At 49.4% G+C, this 21,194-nt stretch carries 20 protein-coding genes; 13 read left to right on the plus strand and 7 right to left on the minus strand.

From position 1 onward, the window contains the following. Positions 1–54: 54 nt before the first annotated feature. The 5 genes from rapA (at position 55) to MN202_RS16375 (ending at position 6,354) form a co-directional block, all read left to right on the plus strand. The gene (gene rapA / locus MN202_RS16355; protein ID WP_418334612.1) at positions 55–3,051 is read left to right on the plus strand and encodes an RNA polymerase-associated protein RapA; all 2,997 of its coding nucleotides are present in this window, start codon (positions 55–57) and stop codon (positions 3,049–3,051) included. Between the two features lies 1 nt (position 3,052). Beyond that, entirely contained in the window at positions 3,053–3,706 is a 654-nt protein-coding gene (locus MN202_RS16360) for a pseudouridine synthase (RefSeq protein WP_335737214.1), read from the plus strand. Positions 3,707–3,870: 164 nt separating this feature from the next. After that, on the plus strand, positions 3,871–4,968 hold the full coding sequence (locus MN202_RS16365; protein ID WP_335737215.1) for an OmpA family protein: 1,098 nt from the start codon (positions 3,871–3,873) through the stop codon (positions 4,966–4,968). Between the two features lie 208 nt (positions 4,969–5,176). Next, positions 5,177–5,524 carry a hypothetical protein gene (locus tag MN202_RS16370; RefSeq protein WP_335737216.1) on the plus strand — a complete coding sequence of 116 codons (348 nt, stop codon included), beginning with the start codon at positions 5,177–5,179 and terminating at the stop codon, positions 5,522–5,524. A gap of 62 nt (positions 5,525–5,586) precedes the next feature. Next, positions 5,587–6,354, plus strand: coding sequence for a DUF3530 family protein (locus MN202_RS16375; protein WP_335737217.1), 768 nt, complete (start codon positions 5,587–5,589; stop codon positions 6,352–6,354). A gap of 1 nt (position 6,355) precedes the next feature. Here MN202_RS16375 and djlA read toward each other — a convergent pair whose 3' ends face one another. Then, positions 6,356–7,156: a co-chaperone DjlA gene (gene djlA, locus MN202_RS16380; RefSeq protein ID WP_335737218.1), complete on the minus strand. Its 801-nt coding sequence runs from the start codon at positions 7,154–7,156 to the stop codon at positions 6,356–6,358. 158 nt (positions 7,157–7,314) lie between these two features. Here djlA and MN202_RS16385 point away from each other — a divergent pair, with 158 nt between their 5' ends. From MN202_RS16385 to MN202_RS16415, 7 genes are all read left to right on the plus strand, one after another. After that, complete coding sequence (locus MN202_RS16385; protein WP_335737219.1) at positions 7,315–9,567, plus strand: LPS-assembly protein LptD; 2,253 nt, start codon at positions 7,315–7,317, stop codon at positions 9,565–9,567. A gap of 11 nt (positions 9,568–9,578) precedes the next feature. After that, the gene (surA, locus tag MN202_RS16390; RefSeq protein ID WP_335737220.1) at positions 9,579–10,868 is read left to right on the plus strand and encodes a peptidylprolyl isomerase SurA; all 1,290 of its coding nucleotides are present in this window, start codon (positions 9,579–9,581) and stop codon (positions 10,866–10,868) included. Next, positions 10,869–11,855 (plus strand): 4-hydroxythreonine-4-phosphate dehydrogenase PdxA, encoded by a 987-nt coding sequence (gene pdxA, locus MN202_RS16395; protein WP_335737221.1) that lies wholly within the window; start codon positions 10,869–10,871, stop codon positions 11,853–11,855. A gap of 1 nt (position 11,856) precedes the next feature. Then, complete coding sequence (gene rsmA, locus MN202_RS16400; RefSeq protein ID WP_335737222.1) at positions 11,857–12,669, plus strand: 16S rRNA (adenine(1518)-N(6)/adenine(1519)-N(6))-dimethyltransferase RsmA; 813 nt, start codon at positions 11,857–11,859, stop codon at positions 12,667–12,669. Next, on the plus strand, positions 12,666–13,043 hold the full coding sequence (gene apaG / locus MN202_RS16405) for a Co2+/Mg2+ efflux protein ApaG (RefSeq protein WP_335737223.1): 378 nt from the start codon (positions 12,666–12,668) through the stop codon (positions 13,041–13,043). The genes rsmA and apaG overlap by 4 nt, the downstream gene beginning before the upstream one ends. Continuing rightward, entirely contained in the window at positions 13,043–13,861 is an 819-nt protein-coding gene (locus MN202_RS16410; protein ID WP_335737224.1) for a symmetrical bis(5'-nucleosyl)-tetraphosphatase, read from the plus strand. Before apaG ends, MN202_RS16410 begins: the two co-directional genes overlap by 1 nt. A 79-nt stretch (positions 13,862–13,940) precedes the next feature. Then, positions 13,941–15,953, plus strand: coding sequence for a methyl-accepting chemotaxis protein (locus MN202_RS16415; RefSeq protein ID WP_335737225.1), 2,013 nt, complete (start codon positions 13,941–13,943; stop codon positions 15,951–15,953). A gap of 54 nt (positions 15,954–16,007) precedes the next feature. Here the strand turns inward: MN202_RS16415 and MN202_RS16420 are convergent, their stop codons facing one another. The 5 genes from MN202_RS16420 to rplU all read right to left on the minus strand — a co-directional run bounded on the left by MN202_RS16420 (position 16,008) and on the right by rplU (position 18,855). Continuing rightward, positions 16,008–16,388 (minus strand): DUF3718 domain-containing protein, encoded by a 381-nt coding sequence (locus tag MN202_RS16420; protein WP_335737226.1) that lies wholly within the window; start codon positions 16,386–16,388, stop codon positions 16,008–16,010. 72 nt (positions 16,389–16,460) lie between these two features. Further along, positions 16,461–16,952 carry a type 3 dihydrofolate reductase gene (gene folA, locus MN202_RS16425; RefSeq protein WP_418334617.1) on the minus strand — a complete coding sequence of 164 codons (492 nt, stop codon included), beginning with the start codon at positions 16,950–16,952 and terminating at the stop codon, positions 16,461–16,463. 9 nt (positions 16,953–16,961) lie between these two features. Beyond that, entirely contained in the window at positions 16,962–18,119 is a 1,158-nt protein-coding gene (gene cgtA, locus MN202_RS16430; RefSeq protein WP_335737227.1) for an Obg family GTPase CgtA, read from the minus strand. A gap of 154 nt (positions 18,120–18,273) precedes the next feature. Beyond that, complete coding sequence (rpmA, locus tag MN202_RS16435) at positions 18,274–18,531, minus strand: 50S ribosomal protein L27 (RefSeq protein WP_008220951.1); 258 nt, start codon at positions 18,529–18,531, stop codon at positions 18,274–18,276. A 15-nt stretch (positions 18,532–18,546) separates the two neighbouring features. Continuing rightward, complete coding sequence (rplU, locus tag MN202_RS16440) at positions 18,547–18,855, minus strand: 50S ribosomal protein L21 (protein WP_134052668.1); 309 nt, start codon at positions 18,853–18,855, stop codon at positions 18,547–18,549. A gap of 210 nt (positions 18,856–19,065) precedes the next feature. Here rplU and ispB point away from each other — a divergent pair, with 210 nt between their 5' ends. Continuing rightward, entirely contained in the window at positions 19,066–20,037 is a 972-nt protein-coding gene (ispB, locus tag MN202_RS16445) for an octaprenyl diphosphate synthase (protein ID WP_335737228.1), read from the plus strand. Between the two features lie 61 nt (positions 20,038–20,098). Here the strand turns inward: ispB and mdh are convergent, their stop codons facing one another. Continuing rightward, the gene (gene mdh / locus MN202_RS16450) at positions 20,099–21,037 is read right to left on the minus strand and encodes a malate dehydrogenase (RefSeq protein WP_335737229.1); all 939 of its coding nucleotides are present in this window, start codon (positions 21,035–21,037) and stop codon (positions 20,099–20,101) included. Positions 21,038–21,194: the final 157 nt, after the last annotated feature.

A 21,194-nucleotide genomic window follows, 5' to 3' on the forward strand; every position in this document is an offset into this window, starting at 1 on the left:
AAATTTACTGCTCATTCAGGTACTAATACTGTGACCTGCTGATATGGCACTAAGATGACAGCAGTTTTACCGCAATTACGGATGCAGGAAGGCGCGAATACTAGTACCATAGCGCCCCCAATTTCACTGATAAGGCTGAAGATGAAGTTTGCTCTGGGTCAACGTTGGATTAGCGACACCGAATCGGATTTAGGTTTAGGCACCGTAGTGGCTGCTGAAGGCAGAATGGTGACAGTACTGTTTCCGGCCAGTGGCGAAACCCGCCTGTATGCACAGGCTGAAGCACCGCTTACGCGGGTGCGTTTTAATGTTGGCGATGAAATTCGCAGCGCTGACGGCGCTAAGCTGCTTATCAGCGCGATAAAAGAGCAACACGACATTTTGCTGTACTGTGGCAGCAATTTGGATGACGGCAGCTATGTTGAATTACGCGAAACCCTGCTTGATCACTTTATCAGCTTCAATCAACCGCAAGACCGGCTGTTTGCCGGCCAGATAGACCGTTTTGACTGGTACACCCTGCGCTATCAAGCCTGGCAGCACTTGCATCACCAGCAACAAAACCCGTTGCAGGGGCTGGCCGGTGCGCGGGTAAGTTTGATCCCTCATCAATTGCATATTGCCAACGAAGTGGCACAGCGTCATGCCCCGCGTGTATTGCTAGCCGACGAAGTGGGCCTGGGAAAAACCATTGAAGCCGGTTTTATTCTGCATCAGCAACTCATCAGCGGTCTGGCCAGCCGGGTGCTTATTGTCGTGCCGGATTCTTTACAACACCAGTGGCTGGTTGAAATGTGGCGCCGCTTTAACCTGCGCTTTGCCATTTTTGATCAGGAGCGTTGCGAACAAGCCCTGCTGGATGCCAGCAACCCGTTTGAAACCGAACAATTGGTGTTATGCAGCCTGAGTTTTATCAGCCAGAATGAACGCTGGCAGCAATTGGCTGCGCAGTGTCAGTGGGATTTATTGGTGGTGGATGAAGCACACCACCTGCAATGGCACGAGCAAACGCCCAGCACTGAATATCAGTGCGTCAGCGCACTGGCCAGCGCCAGTGCCGGCCTGATCCTGCTAACGGCTACGCCGGACCAATTAGGCCATGAAAGCCATTTTGCCCGTTTAAAGTTACTGGACCCGGCCCGTTTTCACAGCTATAAGGCGTTTTTACAGGAAGAACAGCAGTACCAGCATATTGCCGCTATCGCCGCACCACTGCTGCACAATGATGCCCTGACAGCGGCTCAGGCCACGGCACTGACAACAGCATTAGCAGAGACTGATATCAGCGCTGAACTGGCCGTGCTCTGTGACACTACAGCCGCCGCTGACGCGCAAATTCAGGCGAAGCAGCAGTTATTACGCCAGTTACTGGATCGCCATGGCACCGGCCGTATTTTATTTCGCAACAGCCGCGCCAATATTAAAGGCTTCCCGAAACGCATTGCCAATATGACGCCGCTGGCATTGCCAGAGCAATATGCCAACGCGCTAAAGGTACATTTTAGTTTGAACCCACAGCTGACACTGGCGGAAAAAGTCAGCGCGCAGCTGTTTCCTGAGCAGGTGTTACAACAACTGGACGCCAGCAGCAACTGGTGGCAGTTTGACCCACGGGTCGACTATCTGCTGCAACTGTTAAAAACGCATAAACAGGATAAATTTTTACTGATTTGTGCCTCAGCACAAACGGCAATAGCGCTGGAAGAAGCATTGCGCCAACGCGAAGGCATTCGGGCCGCGGTGTTTCACGAAGGCATGAGCATTATTGAGCGTGACAAAGCGGCGGCCTATTTTGCCCAGGAAGATTACAGCGCCCAACTGTTATTGTGTTCTGAAATCGGCAGTGAGGGGCGTAATTTTCAGTTTGCCCATCATCTGGTGTTGTTCGATTTGCCATTAAACCCGGATTTACTTGAACAACGTATCGGCCGCTTAGACCGTATTGGCCAAAGCGAAGATATTCAGCTGCACCTGCCCTATTTCGCTAATCAGCCACAGCAGCGCTTGCTGGACTGGTATCACCAGGGCCTGGATGCATTGCAGCACACTTGTCAGACTGGCCGTAGCGTATACGAACAGTTTGCCGAACAACTGCTGCCGTTACTGGCACAAAGCGATATTGAGCACAGTGCGCTGACACAGTTAATTAGCGCCAGCCAAGCGCTAAACCTAACCCTGCGCCAGCAGTTGGAGCAAGGCCGGGACAGGCTGCTGGAGATGAACTCAGCGGGCGGCGCGGCTGCAGTGCAGTTGGCGCAGCAGGTAGCGGCTCAGGACAATGACACCGCCCTGCCAATGCTGATGTTTAAAGCCTGGGATATGCTGGGTATTAATCAGGAAGACCGCAGCGATACCAGCATTATTCTGACACCGTCCGAGCAAATGCAGGGCAGTTATCCGTGGCTTGGCGATGAAGGTGTCACCATTACCTTTGATCGCGCCACAGCGCTGGCCGAAGAAGATATTCAGTTATTAAGCTGGGATCATCCGATGGTACGCGGCACCCTGGATATACTCACCACAGAACCGCACGGCAGTACCTCGGTTGCGATACTGGCCAATAAAGCACTGCCCGCCGGCAGCTACCTGCTGGAGCTGAATTTTATTGTTGAAGCCAGTGCCCCTGCGCAGTTACAGCTAAGCCGCTATTTACCAGCCACCCCACTACGTGTATTGCTGGATAAAAATGGCAATAACCTGGCGGCTAAAGTCAGCTTTGATCATCTGAGCAAACAACTTAAACCTGTTGGCCGCCAAACAGGCAGCAAACTGGCCGGAGCCTTGCAGACGCTGCTACATCCACTACTTGGTAAGGCCAGCAACCTGGCCGAAGCCGAACTGGCCACTTTAGTGCAGCAGGCGAAAACGAAAGCCGATACTGCGTTAAGCAGCCAATATCAGCGTTTGGCAGCACTGCGCCAACAAAACCCATCGGTGCGGCAGGATGAGCTGGATGCGGTGCAACACAAACAACAGCAACTTGCCGAGTACATCAGCAAAGCCCGGGTGAAACTGGATGCTGTGCGCTTAATTGTGGTCAGTCACGACTGATATGTTATTGCACTATGCACCACCGCTGACGCCTTATCTGCAGATCCTGTATCAGGATGACGCACTGGTCGTGTTTAATAAACCCAGCGGCTTACTCAGCGTGCCGGGCAAAGCGCCAGAGCATAAAGACAGCCTGGAGTACCGTGCCAGGCTGGTTTGGCCCGGGATCCGGCTGGTACACCGGCTGGATATGGCTACATCAGGTATAGTGGTAATGGCGCTTAGTGCTGACAGCCAGCGCGAGCTAAACTGGCAATTTCAGCAGCGCAGCACCAGGAAGCACTATATTGCCCGGGTTGCCGGCCAGGTCAGCGCAGACTTTGGCAGCATTAACCTGCCACTGATTTGTGACTGGCCAAACCGGCCAAAACAAAAGGTCTGCTATACGCATGGCAAGCCATCATTGACACACTATCAGGTGCTGGAGCGTGACCACACTGGTAGCCGGTTAAAGCTGATACCGGTAACCGGCCGCTCACACCAATTGCGGGTACACCTGCAATGGCTGGGTCACCCGATCCTGGGCGATAAGTTTTATGCCACCGGGGTGGCAAATGATACCGCCACTAGATTGCAGCTGCATGCCGAACAATTGACAATACAACATCCGCAAACAAAACAACCTATGCATTTTGTTTGTCCCTGCCCGTTTTAATCCGCTAAAAATCATTTTTTTATTAACCTAAGGTTCATCTGCTTAAGATAACATCTGAACTATGCTGATTTAACAAGAAAATTGAACTACTTTTTTAAGGTTATGTATTAACAACTACATTAAATAATGTTGCTGTTAAATTGTTTTAGTCTAAGGAGATATGGATGAAACTTAACAAGACGTTTTTCGCAGTTGCTGTCGCTTTACCTATGTTCAGCGCCCCTTTAGTGGCCAATACTGTCAGTGCCGCTGATTTAAATGAACGTGTATTTGGTTCATTGTTTGCTGAATATTATATGCCTGACCGTGATAAAACCCGTTCTGCCGCCTGGAATTACATGGAAAAAGATGCCGGCTATGGTATCGAGTTAGGCTACTACCTGACCGAAAACTGGGCACTGCGCGCAGAGTTTGCCAAATTGGATTTGCAATCGAAACTAAACGGCTCGGATGCTGACGGTAACCGTATCGGTATAGATGCTTTATATCATTTACCACAAATGAAACCGGTCTATCTGGTAGGTGGTTTAAAGCGGATGGACGCGGTACAAAATAACACCGCTTTTAATATTGGTATTGGCTACAAACACTTTTTTAATCAGAATTTTGGCCTCTTCGCCGAAGCAAACCGTTATCAGGGCATTGATGATTCTTATGCCGATGCCGGTATCAAACTGGGTATGACCTTCCTGTTTGGCAGCGCTGCAGCTAAAGCTGCGCCGACACCTGCGCCAGCTCCTGCTCCGGCACCCGCTCCGGTAGTTGCTAAGCCGGTCGCTGTTGCTGATACAGATGCCGATGGTGTGCCAGACAACGCTGATCGCTGCGCAGACACGCCTGCCACGCACAAAGTCGATAGCAGCGGTTGTACAGTGTACGAAGAAACGATGGCATCGGTTGGCGATATTGATATTGAAGTACGCTTTCCGTTTGACTCAGCTGCAGTGCCAGCCAGTCAGCGTGTTGATGTAGAAAATCTGGGAGCCTTTATGCAACGCTTCCCGGAATCTACAGTGCTGATTGAAGGCCATGCCTCTAACATCGGTAATCCGGCTTACAACATGAAGTTATCTGAGCGCCGCGCGGCGACTATTGCGGATATCCTGAAGAATGATTTCAACATTGCCCAGTCACGCATTACCGCAATAGGTTATGGTGTTACCCGGCCACGGGTTGAAGGCAGCAGCCGCGAAGCCCATGCAGCAAACCAGCGGATTGAAGCCAAAGTAACGGCAAAAATTAAGCAACCTGTATTACGTTAAGTTTTTAAATACCGCAAAGCCGCTGATATACAGCGGCTTTTTTTTGCCTGCGTATAAAGCAAAAAAACCGGCTGCCAAGCCAGGCAAGGCTGTGCTAGGATTAGGCTCTAAGTTGTTGCGCATCCGGAGCCGGATGCCAGTTTTAATTCAGCAAGCGCCACACTTGGGCAGGATGTCGTAACAGGTGCAGCCTCAGCCGGAGTTTGTTATGTCCAGATACCCGTTACTGACCACACTGCCAGGTCTGTTATTCTTTGTCAGCGGCTTCACTGCCACAGCAGAACCAAACAACATTATATCGTTAAATGCCAACGCTCACGTCTGCAACAGTAAGGATGAAACCGCGCGCTTAGCAATAAACCCGCAGTTGCAGGAAATGGCACGGGCACTGGTAGAATTTAAACCGACAAAATTCTGTTTTATTCTGCCGGATGCCGCAGAGGTGGTTTTATTGCAGCAGCACAGCGGCTTTATTGAGTTCGACTACAAATCTCAGGTGTTGTATACCTTTAGCCATTATGTGGTTGAACGGGCATTAACTGCCAACAGCCATTAAAGCCCGCCGTGTAACGGCCGATAACCTGCCAATAGCGTGATATCGGCTGTGCGGAGCAAACAATGCGATTATACCCGTTACTACTGTTGCTGCTGTTTAGCGCCGGTTTACAGGCCGAACCCGCAGCCAGTCAGGAACAAAATAATACAGCCGACTTGACCCGACAGTTACCTGCAGAAGAAATACGCATGCTGGGCAGTCAGCCCCCCTTTCTGGTATTGCAGCGCAACTCTCTGACCGCCGCCACTAAAGGTACGGTTATTTTGGTCGCGGACGGCAATGAACATGCGGCCAGCGCTAAACATATCGATATCCTGCGCCAGCATTTAAACGAGTACGGTTGGAATACACTATCGGTAATGCCGCCGCCGTCAGAAGAATTGTTGCACACCAGCGAAGCATTGCAGCAGTATCAAAGTGCGTTACAACAACGGCTTAGTGCTGCAGCAGAACTGGCCAGCCAGCAGGCTGGCAGCATTATTGTTATTGCTCAGGGTAACAGTGCTGCTGCACTTAATCATCTGTATGCGGCTGGGCAACTAACCGAACCGGCTGCGCTGGTATTGTTAGGTGCCTATTTACCGGATGAACAACTTAACAAAGCGCTGGCCAATGCTATCGCCAGTCATCAGGTCCCCACACTGGACATCAACCTGCAATATGACAATCGTTTTGTGGTTTCACAGTTAAAATTACGCCGGCAACTGGCGAATAAATTATTTAAACCAGTATACCGCCAGCGCTTGCTCTCCGGCTCTGGCTACAATAACGATATGCAACTGTGGGTACTGCAGGAAATTTATGGCTGGTTAACCTCAGTCGGCCTGTAAATTAGCGTTGGCTTCGTTGTTGTTTGATCATTTCGTATGCTGCCTGGATCTCCTGGGTACGTTGTTTGGCTAACTCCAGCATTTCTGCAGGTACGCCTTGCGCCATCAGTTTATCCGGATGATGTTGTGACATTAGTTTACGATAGGCCTTCTTCAACGCCGTGTCGGTATCCGTTGGTTGCAATCCTAATAGCTGATACGCATCCTGCAATCTGTGCTGCATGCTATGTTGCTGCTGTTTGCGCGATGAAAACCGGCTATGCGCCTGGTACGATTGCAACAGCAGTTCTAACTGCGCCTGGCTAAAGTTCAGATAACCGGCAACCTGTTGCAGTATCTGGTATTGCGCCGCGGTAATTTGACCCTGCACACTGGCAATACTGAGCTGGATTTCGACAAATAATTGCAACACATCCTTGCGTCGCCGGTAAACCTGATAAAACTGGCTTAATTGCTGACGCAGCGGAAAACTGGCTACTTTGCCGTCACGAAAGGCGTCTTGCGCTTCTTTTTGTTGTGCTGCGCTCAGGCCCAAATCAGCCATAAAACGGCTGGCCTGCTGAATATGTGCCGGCGTGACAACGCCGGTTGCTTTGGCCAGATGGCCCATAGTAGCGAAAGTCGTGTAACGAAACAGTCCTTGTTCATCTTGCTGGCCAAACAAACCGGCAAAACCGCCGCTACTTTCAAACTGCCGTCCCCAGGCCTTGTCAAACCAATGGCCGAGTAAGATACCTAACAGCAATCCCGGCAGCTTTAATAATGCCAGACCAAACAAAGCACCGAGTATTTTACCCCACACATCTTCACCTTTAACATCATCTGTAACTGGCAGCTAATTTATACTGCGTATGCGCAGCACTATATCGGATTAGCAGGAATTCTAAAATTGATTTATTATACCGGGTCCGCTGGTGTACATAATGTCAACAGAATAATGAGTAAGGCAAGAGTGGCTGCATGAAGCATGGGTTAGCTGTGGTATTTCTTTTTCCAATCTTTAACGCCACTGTGGCTCAGGCTGAAGCTGTCTCTGCCTGTTACGTGCCCTTAGCCGTGCCGGCCGAATTGTCGCAACTGGATGTAAATGATCCGGCGATACGCATTGCATCTGACCATGCTGACATGGAAGCCAATTTGCGTACCCGTTTCAGTGGGCAGGTGGAAATCCGTTACCGTGATACCTTATTGCTGGCACCGCAGGCAAACTTTGACCGGGACAAACAAACCATCAATGCCGATGGCGGCATTCAATATTATAACCAGAGCGTGCAGGTACAGGGCGCACAGTTTAGTGCCGACCTGCTAAATAACGCAGCCCGTTTAGATCAGGCCAGTTATCACTTTCTGACACAGGCCGGCCGCGGTGATGCCAAGCGCCTTACCGCCGGTGATCAACAGTTACTGCTGGAAAACGCCTTATTTACCACTTGCCCGCAAAGTGACAACAGCTGGGGCTTGCATGCTACTAAGATCAATATTGAAGCCGGTGAAGGCTGGGGCGAAGCCCATCATGCGGTGTTTAAGATAAAAGATATTCCGGTATTTTATCTGCCTTATTTAACCTTTCCGGTTACCGAACAACGCCGCAGCGGCGTTTTACTGCCCAAATTTGGCAGTTCACAAAAATTGGGGGCAGAATTTGAACTGCCTTATTACTTTAATCTGGCGCCAAACTACGATCTGACTCTGACACCACGCTATATGAGTAAACGCGGTGCTCAGCTTAAATCTGCCTTTCGTTATTTAACTGAGCAACACCAGGGCACATTGCAGCTGGAATATCTCAACTCTGACAATGATAAACCGGACAATTTTGGTCAGCGGTATCTGGCGCATATCAGCCATGTCAGCGACTTTACCGAGCAGTGGCGTGGTTTTATTGATCTTACCGACGTCAGTGATGATGCCTACCTCAGTGAACTGGGCTCCGACTACAATAATCAAAGCGACACCCAATTGCTGCGCGAAGCTAACCTGAGCTACTACGGCGAGCAGGTGCATTCACAGTTAAGGATGCAGGGTTTTGAAATTCTGGGTAATTACAATAAAGCTTACAGCACTTTACCCGAGCTGAGTTTAGCCTCCGCCCAGCCGCTATCTTTATTACCTGGCATAAACTTCGATTGGCAGGCGCAATATGCCCATTTCAGAAATGATCAGGCCGATATCCGCGATGCTGACCGTATTCACCTTGAACCCAAACTGGTGGCACCTTTTATTACTCCGGCGTTCGAGCTGACCGCTGAAGCCAGTTTGCTCTACACCTATTATCAGCAAGACGCTGCCGATGACAACACCGCTGTAGCCTCGTCGGTCAGCCGGACTATCCCGAAAGTCAGATTACATTCCAAACTTAATCTGGAGCGTGAATACGACTGGTTCGGCGAAACCGGTTTGCAAACCTTCGAACCTCAGTTGCAATACCTTTATATTCCGTATCGGGATCAAAGTGCTATTGGTTTGTATGACACCGCCCGCCTGCAGGATGACTACTATGGTCTGTTCCGGCAAAACCGTTACTCAGGGTTAGACAGGATCAACCAAGCCAATCAGCTGACCGTCGGTTGGACCAGCCGGTTTTATGACAATATCGACAATGAGTTGTTTCGGTTTAGTCTGGGACAGATCTTTTTCCTCGATACGCCTGTGATACAACCGGGTGAAACCGACGATTTAAGTCCGGCAGAGTCGATGCTGGCTGCAGAATTAATCTGGCATTGGTTTCGCAAATGGTATTTCAGCTCCGCCGTACAATATGATATCGATAACGATCAGGTAATCAAAAGCAGTGCTTCGCTGGATTACCGTGCCAGCGACAAAAGCCTGTTTCAATTGAACCATCGATACAGCCGGGCAGTCTCAGGTGTGGAAATACAGCAGCTTGGCATGTTGGGCACCATGCCGGTGTCCGAGCAGTGGCAATTGGTCGCCAGTTACTACCGCGATTTAACGAATCATCGTATGATAGATGCCAGTATAGGTATGCAATATGAGTCCTGCTGCTGGGCCGTCAGACTGATAGCAAAGCGGCAACTGTTAACTGATTTAGAATTACCGGTTGGTAACTTTAATGATTACAGCCGTTTAGATACCAGCATTGGCGTGCAATTCGTGTTAAAAGGTTTTGGTGACAGTGCCGGCTTTGGTGTTACCGATATGCTGTCTAACGGTATTTTCAGTTATCGTCGGCCATTTTTATTAACTAATTGATGTAGGAATTTATGAAGTTATCCCAACTTATCGCGGCAACCCTGCTGTGTTGTACCAGTATCAGCGCTGTCGCTGCTGAACGCGAAATTGATCGGGTGGCCGCTATCGTTGATAACAGCGTCGTGCTAGAAAGCGACATCGTCGATATTGTCGAGCGGGTTAAGCGTAATGCCGCAGCCCAGGGGCAAACCTTACCTTCAGATGCTGCGCTGCGTACCCAGGCCACTGAAAGGTTAATTTCAACTAATCTGCAGTTACAAATGGCTCAGCGTATGGGCATGCAGATCAGCGACTCCCAGCTGGATGATACTATTCGTAATATTGCCGCCGGTGAAAAGCTGTCACTGGAAGCCTTTCGCCAACAGGTCGTCGCCGAAGAAGGTAACTACGAGCGCTTCCGTGAGCGGCTACGTGAAGAAATGATCACCAATGAAGTCGTTCGCGCCAACGTTCAAAGACGCATTTATATCAGCCCGCAGGAAGTCGATAGCCTGATCAAATTGATGGAAGAACAAGGCGCCAGCAAAGAGCAATACAACCTGGGGCATATATTAATTGCCATACCGGCTCAGGCAGGTACTGATGATGTAAACCAGGCAAAAGAGCGTGCCGATAAGGTAATGGAATTATTGCGCAGTGGCAGTGATTTTAAACGCATTGCGATAGCGTCTTCCTCCGGTGCCAAAGCTCTGGAAGGCGGCGACCTTGGCTGGATGAATATCAATGAGATGCCGTCGCTGTTTTCTGAAGCCATCCGGGGCCGGAAAAAAAGCGACATTATCGGCCCGCTGCGCTCTGGTGCAGGTTTTCATATATTGTCTATCTTCGACATTCGTGGTGACAATGTTGCCGATATAAAAGAAGTCAGATCCCGTCATATCCTGCTAAAACCGTCCATCATTCTCAGTGAAGAGCGGGCCCGTACTATGCTGGCTGAGTTTGCCGCTAAATTACGCCAGGATGACAGCGACTTTGCTGAGCTAGCCAAACAACATTCTGAAGATCCGGGCTCAAAATTAAACGGTGGCGAGCTGGGTTGGGCCGAAGCAGACATTTTCGTACCGGCCTTTCGCGATACGCTAAACCGGTTAGAGATAAACGAAATCAGTGAACCATTTCGGACTGAACATGGCTGGCACATCGCTCAGGTTATGGAGAAACGCACTGTCGATGCGACCGCAGATAAAAAGCGCGAACAGGTCTACCGCATGATCTTTAACCGTCGTTACGGTGAAGAAGCCACCAACTTCCTGCGCGAACTGCGTGAAGAAGCGCATATAGAAGTCATGTCGGAGCAATAAATGAGCATGCGTATTGGCATTACTCCAGGCGAGCCGGCAGGCATAGGGCCGGATCTGGTGATCCGGCTGGCACAACAGGACTGGCCGGTTGAACTGGTGGTATGCGCTAACGCCGCCTTATTAACCGAACGTGCAGCGCATTTGCAACTGCCGCTAAAGTTACTGCCATATGATGCCAGTAAGCCGGCCAGACCACAGCAAGCCGGTAGCCTGACAATAGTTGACTTTGCGCTGGCAGAGCCGGTGCAGGCTGGCCAGCTGAACGCTGCCAATGGCCGCTATGTTGTTGATACGCTAAGCTTTGCCGGTGAAAAATCGATCAGTGGTGAGTTTGCAGCCATTGTCACCGGGCCGGTACATAAAGGCATTATTAATAAAGCAGGCATTCCCTTCAGTGGCCATACGGAATTTTTTGCGCTGCAATCCAATACACCCTACGTCGTTATGATGCTGGCTACCGAGGGGTTACGGGTTGCTTTGGCAACGACACATATTCCGCTGGCTTATGTCGCCAAGGCCATTACCGCTGACCGGCTTACCAAGGTGCTGACCATCCTGCATCAGGATCTACAACAGAAGTTTGCTATTGCCAAGCCGAGGATCTATGTCTGTGGCCTGAACCCGCATGCCGGGGAAGATGGCCATCTGGGCCGCGAAGAGCTCGACATTATCAACCCAACCTTGGCACAACTGCGTGAAACAGGTATGGATTTGGTCGGGCCTTTGCCAGCAGACACGCTGTTTCAACCCAAATATCTGAATGACGCCGACGCTGTACTGGCGATGTATCATGATCAGGGTTTACCGGTACTAAAACATATGGGCTTTGGCCGCTCGGTTAATATTAGCCTGGGCCTGCCGTTAATCCGCACTTCAGTTGACCATGGTACTGCGCTTGAATTAGCCGGTACTGGCAAAGCAGATGCCGGTAGTTTTTTTCATGCTTTAAATCAGGCTATTACACTGGCCAACCAAACGACGAATTAATATGACTGACAATGTACATCAAGGCCACAGAGCCCGTAAGCGCTTCGGGCAAAACTTTCTGCATGATCCTCAGGTTATTGGCCGTATTGTCAAAGCCATAGCGCCCAAGCCAGGCCAGACACTGGTTGAAATTGGCCCCGGCCTTGGCGCGTTAACTGAGCCGGTAGTCGAGGCCGCCGGACACCTTATCGTCATAGAACTGGACCGCGATTTAGCGCAACGGCTAAGCGAACATCCACAGCTGGCTGACAAACTGACGATTCATCAGGCCGATGCGATGAAGTTTGATTTTAACAGCCTGCTCAAGGATGGCCAAAAGCTAAAGGTATTCGGCAATCTGCCCTACAATGTGTCAACGCCGTTACTGTTTCACCTGTTTAGCTATGCCGACCAGATTGAAAACATGCATTTCATGCTGCAAAAAGAAGTCGTACAGCGCATGACAGCCAGCCATGGCAGTAAAGCCTATGGCAGACTGAGCGTAATGACACAATATTATTGCCAGGCCATGCCGGTAGTAGAAGTGGGCCCGGGAGCCTTTAAACCGGCGCCTAAGGTTGACTCAGCCGTCGTGCGGCTGATCCCCAAAGCCATTGCGCAACGGGCCGATGTACCGGCGGAAGTGTTAAACCGCGTTTGCCTGGAGGCCTTTAATCAACGGCGTAAAACCATTCGCAACTGCTTTAGCAACATCGCCACCGCCGAACAACTGGAGCAATTGGGCTTAAACCCGACCTTACGGCCTGAACAGTTGACGGTAGAGCAATTTGTACAGTTAGCACAGTGGCTGCACCAGCAAGAGTCTGCAGTATGACAACACAGTATAATATCGCAGTTAGCGTAGATACCTTTTATATCGCTGCACAATCCGACCCCAGCGCCCAGCGCTATGTGTTTGCTTATACCATCACTATTCGTAACCACAGCAACGAGGATGTGCAGTTGCTCCGGCGGCACTGGTTAATTACTGACGCTAATGGCAAACAAACCGAAGTAGACGGCGACGGTGTTATCGGTGAGCAACCTAAACTGGCCCCCGGCAGCAGCTATCAGTACACCAGCGGTGCAGTATTGGAAACCCCGGTAGGCACCATGCAAGGCCATTATGAGATGGTGACAAAGCAGCAGGAACAGTTCAATGCTGCTATTCCGCTTTTTCGTCTGGCCATGCCTAATATTCTCAATTAATGGCTACTTACGTCATAGGCGATTTGCAGGGCTGTTACGACGCACTGCAACGTTTACTGCAGCATATCGGCTATGATCAGCACAATGATACCTTATGGTTTTGCGGCGATTTAGTTGCACGTGGGCCACAATCGCTGCAGTGCCTGCAATTTGTCAACAGCCTGGGCGATAAAGCCGTTACCGTGCTAGGCAATCATGACTTGCATCTTATTGCCTGTTATTACGGCATTAGCAATGTTAAAGCACAAGACCAACTGCAACCGTTGCTCGACAGCCCGCAGCTGGATGAACTAATACACTGGCTATGTCAGCAACCCTTGTTGTATTTAAGCCCCGATCAGCGCCACCTAATGGTGCACGCCGGCCTGGCGCCGGAATGGTCACTGGCGCAGGCTATCGCAATGACGGCAGAAGTGCAGCATCAGCTACGCACCAATCCTCAGCCTTTACTGCAAAGCATGTATGGCAACAAGCCTGAGCGATTAACCGATGCCATCAACCCGCAGCAGCGCTGGCGATTTACCGTTAACAGCTGCACACGCATGCGTTTTTGCCGCCAGGACGGTTCACTTGAGCTAAAAGAAAAAGGCCATCCCCGTAATCAGACCGTGCTGGTACCCTGGTACGAATTCTGGCGCAACCGTTTGCAGGCTGAACTCTTTTTTGGCCACTGGGCAGCGCTAAACGGGTATAGTCCTATACCCAACATCCATGCTCTGGATACCGGCTGTGTCTGGGGTAACGCATTAACAGCCTATTGTATAGAAACTCAACAAAGATACAGTGTGGCAGGTTTGGCCCGCTCAGGGTATAGTTAACAACTTAAAAGTGTGGCCTGATGTCAGCCCAATGCTGAGCTGACCAGCAGTACTGAGTTCAGTAACAATTGGAGTTATTATGAAGTTAACCGTTGCATTACGGATTATGGGAGGCTTTGGCGTTATTTCGCTACTGCTGCTGATCATTGGCACCACCTCCTACAACAGACTCAATACCATTAGCAGTGCAACCACTGAAGTGAATAAGGTGTCTATTCCTGCACTGGAAAACAGCGCCTTAATGAAAAGTGAGTTTGTCATTATGAGCAAACTCAGCTTACAGGCTTTTAATGCAATCGAGCTCAGCAGCATTGCCAGCTTTAAAGCACAGTTTAATAAAGAACAACAAGTCTATGAGGCTGCTGCGCAAAAGTTAAGTACCGCAGTCAGCAATGAGACAACTTTAAAAGCAGCTGCAGCCTCTGTTGCACAGGCCTACAATGAATTTGTACCAGTAAGCAGCCGGCTGTTTGACCAACTTAGTCGCGGTTTAACGCTGCGCGATAGTATAGACAGCAAGCTGGCTGATTTAGAAATGCATGCTGATGATATGGCGTCGCTGATTCTGGATTTTACCGACGTACGCGACGTACAGCGCCGCTTTCCCCGTTCATACACAGCGGCAACTGCGCTGGAAACCGGTATAAATACGCTGATCAGCAATGTCGTTGATTTAAACCGCACCTTGTCTGACAGCACTGCCAACACCATTAGCAATGAAATTGCCTTTCGGCTGAAAGATTTAAATGAACAGTTTGCTACCATTAAAGCCGAAGCAGGCGCTCAGGTAACGCTGGTCGCTGATCTGGAAGAAAAAGTTAAGGCTATAAACGAGCTACTGCAGGGTGCTAACGGTATTCCAAGCATTAAAGCGGCCCGCTTACAAAGTAGCGCCGAAGCGACAACCTTGTTAGCCTCAGTTGAGCAGCAAACCACCAATGCTATTACCGTGCTGACCGGTCTGTTAGACGAAGCAAGCTCAGCAGCAGAAAGCATACAGCAGCAAGCTACACAAAGCGTGTCAAACGCTATTACTATTATCTTTATCGTGATGCTGGTATCGATACTGTTAGCCGTACTGATCGCCGTTATTACTGTGAAAAGCATTATCAACCCGCTGGCAAAAGTTAATGATATTCTGGGTGTGGTGGCTTCCGGTGATTTAACGCAAAAACTGGATGACAGTGCCAAAGATGAATTTGGTGAGCTGGCACGTAACTGCAACAAGGTTATAGCCAACTTACAGCAGCTTATCCAGGGCATTATTTCACGCTCAACCCAGTTGGCTGCTGCTTCAGAGCAGACCTCAGCCATTACCGTACAAACAACCCAGGCCATACGCGAGCAAAAATCACAGGTTACGCAAGCAGCCACAGCGACTACTGAAATGAGCAGCACCTCACAAGGTGTACTGCAAAGTTCAAATGATGCAGTTGCAGAAATAAAGAATGCTGATAACGAAGCCGAGCGCGTAAAAGGCATTTCGCTGGAAAACAAAGCCATTATTCTGCAGTTATCACACGAAGTTGAGCAGGCTTCCGTAGTCATTAACAAACTGCATAAAGACAGCGCCTCCATCGGCAGCATACTGGATGTGATCCGCGGCATTGCCGAACAAACTAACTTACTGGCCCTAAATGCGGCTATTGAAGCGGCCCGGGCTGGTGAACAAGGTCGTGGCTTTGCGGTTGTAGCAGATGAAGTGCGCTCACTTGCCAGCAAGACACAAGCCTCTACCCAGGAAATTCAGGCGATGATCCAGGTGCTGCAAAGCGGTGCCCATGCTGCAGTTGAAGCCATGAACAAAGGTAAAAAGCAGGCAGAAAATTGTGTGGCAAAAACTGAAGTGGCTACCAAGGCGCTGGACTCTATCACTCATGCAGTACATTTAGCCCATGATATGAGCGAACAGATCTCCAATGCCGCCAAAGAGCAGAATCAGGTATCGCACGAGATCAGCCAGCTGCTGGAGTCTATCGTATCGATCGCGGAAGAAACCGCATCTGGCGCCGAACAGACATCAGAGTCAAGCCATGAAGTTGCCAGACTGGCAGAAGAGTTACGGGTGTCGGTAGACCAATTTAAGGTTTAACCCCATCGGGTTTGGATACAAAAAAACCGCCAATCGGCGGTTTTTTTTCAGACATTAATCGCCGCCACCGGCGCGATCTTTTAACACAGCCAGCAATGGTGAAGCAGCAAAACCATTGCCTTCAGCCCAGCCTATATCGCCCGATGCAGCAACAGCTGAACCCGGTAATTGCTTTACAATAAACTCACCGACATCGTTAGCGTTACTTTTAAACGCGTGGCGGATCAGGTTTTCACCGTTGCAGACCACACCATCATAAATGTTGCGCAAGCGCAGGCGATAATCGCTCAACACTTTACGCAGACGGTTTTTGTCATCTGCAGCAACGTAATCACACATAGAAGCAGCCAGCTGATCATCGGCTACCGCTGCAGGCGCAGCCACCAGGGTTAATGTTACTGCGGCACCACATAATAATGTTGGCAATAATCTCATCTACTACTCCTCGCTGAACTTAAGCTAAACCATCTTAACAAGATGTTTTGGCCGGTGCAAACCAGCTGCATCTCAGGCCAAACGTTCAAGTGTGATAAAACGGCAGTTATACCGGTTTTGGTCGTCAGCCGAATATAGCACGTCTTCTGTCAGTTGCCACTGCCCGCTTTGCTGATAGTCGGGAAAGAAAGCATCGCCTTCAGTTTCCAGTTCAATTTCAGTCAGATATAAACGCTGCGCCAGAGGCAAACACTGGCGGTAAATTTCACCACCACCTATCACCATTACCTCAGGCTGTTCTGCCAGCAAGCTTAACGCCTGCTCCACACTGCTTACCCATTCTGCGCCTTTGCTATCGACAGGCGCAGTGCGGCTTATTACTACATTGCGCCGGCCAGGCAGCATCCGGCCGATAGATTCAAAGGTTTTACGGCCCATGATTACCGGCTTGCCCAATGTGACCTGCTTAAAATGGCGCAAATCTGCCGGTAAATGCCAGGGCATCTGATTAGCTCGACCAATAACACGATTGGCAGCCATAGCAGCAACCATTGAAATGATCATACTGCGGCCTTAGCGCTGATAAATAACTTCAACGTCATAGTCATCATCGTCAAAATCATCGTCGTCATCATCTTCATCAATAACCGGCTGCACTTCGTTTGGTGAATCATCCCACTTAAAATTAACCGGATCAGCGATTTGCTCTGTCACTTGCTCAACGGGTAGCAGTTCAATGTAGTTCAGAATGTCTGCCGCCAAACGTTCGGTGTTATTGCGGCTGGCTGCGGCAATACTGAAAACCGGACCATCCCAGTCTAACGCTGCGGTAACTTTGGCAATAGTGTCTTCCAGTTCATCTTCTAACACTAAATCCAACTTATTAAATACCAGCCAACGTGGCTTGCCAGCCAGCTTTTTGCTGTATTTCGCCAGCTCGTTGACTATGGTCACCGCATTTTCGGCCGGATCTGAACCGTCTGCCGGAAGCACATCCACCACGTGCAATAACAAACGACAACGTTCTAAGTGTTTTAAAAACTGAATACCCAAACCGGCGCCTTCGGCGGCACCTTCGATCAAACCCGGTATATCAGCAATCACAAAAGAACGGTGCGACTCAACCCGCACTACGCCAAGATTTGGTACCAGCGTAGTAAACGGATAATCTGCAACTTTGGGTTTTGCGGCCGAAACAGCGCGAATAAGCGTTGATTTACCGGCGTTTGGCAGACCAAGCAAGCCAACATCCGCCAGCAATAACAATTCCAGACGGATATTGCGTATTTCACCTGGCGTACCATTGGTTTTTTTCCGTGGCGCGCGGTTCGTGCTGCTGGCAAAACGGGCATTACCCAAGCCATGCCAGCCACCTTTGGCAATGCGCAAACGCTGGCCGTTTTTGGTCAGATCACCTATGACCTCATCAGTATCAACATCGACAGCTCTGGTACCAACCGGCACCCGTAACTCTAAATCCTTACCACGCTTACCAGTACAGTTTACACTGCCGCCATTTTCACCGCGTTCTGCCTGGTGATATTTTTCAAACTGATAATCAACCAGCGTATTTAGGTTTTCATCTGCCAGCAGAAACACATCACCACCGTCGCCACCATCACCGCCGTTTGGTCCGCCTTTAGATACAAATTTTTCTCGTAAAAAACTGATAATACCGTTGCCGCCGTCGCCGGCCTCTACGCGGATTATCGCTTCATCAACAAACTTCATGTGGGGTGTCCTGATTACGCAGATTAAAACCAGTTAGTACTTATTGGCGATAAGTATAACTTAGGTTATTGAATGATGTCGGAAAATCAGCCCCGACTGGCTCATGCTAATAAAAAACCCCGCACCAGGCGGGGTTCTTCAGAAACGAGTTAGCTTATTCGCTAACTATACTGACGAACTTACGGTTGTGCTCGCCTTTTACTTCGAATTTCACTTTACCTTCAGTTAAAGCGAACAAAGTATGATCTTTACCGATACCAACGTTAGTGCCGGCATGGAACTTAGTACCACGCTGACGCACGATGATGCTACCAGCTAAAACAGATTCGCCACCGAAGCGTTTAACACCTAAGCGTTTAGCTTCTGAATCGCGACCGTTACGAGTGCTACCTACACCTTTCTTACTTGCCATGTGTCGATACTCCTGTTACGCGCTGATGCTGGTAATTTTCACTTCAGTGAACCACTGGCGGTGGCCCATCTGTTTACGTGAATGCTTACGACGACGGAACTTAACGATTTTAATTTTATCGCCACGGCCATGAGTGACCACTTCCGCTACTACTTTACCACCTTCAACTAAAGGTGCACCGATAGAGATGTCTTCGCCGTTAGCGACCATCAACGGTGTAAATTCGATTGTTGCGCCGGTTTCTAAGTCTAGTTTTTCTAGACGTAGAGTTTGACCTTCCGTCACACGGTGCTGTTTGCCACCACTTTGGAAAACCGCGTACATAGTTAACTCCGTACAAAGCACGCCATCGCTTGGTTAAGGGGCGTGTTAATTCAATTCACAGGGCGCGAATTGTACGCAATTTCCCCTACCCCCGCAAGTAGTAATATAAAAAAGATCATTGATACCAGAAAAGGATCCGGTTTTGCTTTGGGCCGAGCCCTGCCTTGGTGTAGAATTAGCGCCATTCTAAGGTTTAAGCAGTTGTTTTTCATGACGCTCGAACAGATCCAACAGCTATCCTCTGCGGATATGACCGCTGTTAATCAACATATTTTTTCGCAGCTAAACTCTGATGTGGCGCTGATAAATCAATTAGGCATCTATATAGTCAACAGCGGCGGCAAGCGTTTACGCCCTCTGCTGGCTGTGTTAGCCGCCCGGGCATTAGGTTATCAGGGCAAAGCCCATATTACTGTCGCCGCTATTATAGAGTTTATTCATACCTCAACCCTGTTGCACGACGACGTGGTTGATGAGTCAACTCTGCGCCGTGGCAAACAAACTGCCAATGCGGTGTTTGGCAATCAGGCCAGTGTATTAGTCGGCGACTTTCTATATAGCCGGTCATTTCAAATGATGGTATCGCTGGACGATATGCGCATTATGCATATATTGGCCGACGCCACTAATATCATCGCCGAAGGTGAAGTATTACAGCTGATGAATGTCAATGATGCTGATACCACCGAGCAAAGCTATATGCAGGTTATTTACTGCAAAACCGCCAAACTGTTCGAAGCAGCCACACAATTAGCCGCTATTATTGCCAAGCAACCTGAAGCTGTCGTGAACAGCATGAAGCTGTACGGTATGCATTTAGGCACGGCCTTCCAATTGATAGATGATGTGTTGGATTATCAGGCTGACGCCACCGAACTTGGCAAAAATATCGGTGATGATCTGGCAGAAGGCAAGCCAACGCTGCCGTTAATCCATGCCCTGAAGCACGGTACTGCAGCACAACAGGCACTGATCCGCGAAGCGATAGAACAAGGTAATGGCATGGCACAGCTTGATGCTATTATGGCAGCACTGCATGAAACCAATGCCTTTGGTTACACCAGACAACTGGCCGAAGCTGAGGCAGGAAAGGCCCGCCAGGCGCTGGCGGCCGTACCTGAGTCTGACTACAAACAAGCACTGCTGGCACTGGCTGATATAGCGGTATCGCGGCGCCACTAAAGGCTGTTATCTTAGCTAACAAAAAAGGCGCCGCAGCGCCTTTTTTAATGTGCCAAATAACTTAGTTATTCTTCACAAATTCTTCGCCTAACGTGATATCGGCTTTTAACGTGCCCAGCATATCATTCATGGCTTTTTGCTCATAAGCACTTAAAGTACCAATTGGCAGTAATGCTTCTACGCCATTTTTACCCAAAGTAATGGGCTGAGCAAAGAAACGCGCATGCTCGCCATTGCCTTCAACGTAAGCATATTCAGTTACTGCTTCACCTTGCAGACCTTTGATCAGTGAAATACAAAAACGTGCAGCAGCCTGGCCCATAGACAGTGTTGCAGACCCGCCACCGGCTTTAGCTTCCACAACTTCAGTACCGGCATTCTGGATACGGTGAGTCAGAGACGCAACTTCTTCGTCTGTAAAGCTAACACCAGCCACCTGAGACAGTAATGGCAGTATAGTGGTACCACTATGGCCACCAATTACCGGCACTGCCACCTCTGTCGGGTTTTTACCTTTTAACTCACCCACAAAAGTTTCAGCACGGATCACATCCAGCGTTGTTACACCAAATAAGCGGCGCGGATCATAAGTACCAGCTTTCTTAAATACATCAGCAGCAATAGCTACAGTAGTGTTCACCGGATTAGTAATAATACCGACCAGCGCTTTTGGACACTGTTGAACAATTGCCTCGGCTAAAGTTTTTACTACGCCAGCATTAATATTAAACAGATCTGAACGATCCATGCCCGGCTTACGCGGCATACCGGCGGGGATCATAACAATATCAGCACCTACTAAGGCTTTATTCAGATCTTCTTTACCAAAACCTGTTACTTTCACAGCTGTCGGGATATGGCTCAAGTCTACCGCAACACCCGGTGTAACAGGTGCCAGATCATACAGCGCTAAATCCGTGCCCGCAGGTAAATCTAATTTCAGCAATAACGATAATGCCTGGCCAATACCACCGGCGGCACCTAAAACGGCAACTTTCATGATTATCTCCCTTGAGGACGTTTGAATAAAAGCGCGCCAACAATACTGAAACCGCGCCGAAAATACAAATAGCTTAAGCCTAAAGTCTAAGCATTTTAGCGAATTTTAGTGTACTTTACTGCACTGAGTGTCAGACGCATTCAACTTTGCTAACATA

Source organism: Rheinheimera muenzenbergensis (genome assembly GCF_036984005.1).
GTDB lineage: Bacteria > Pseudomonadota > Gammaproteobacteria > Enterobacterales > Alteromonadaceae > Alishewanella > Alishewanella muenzenbergensis.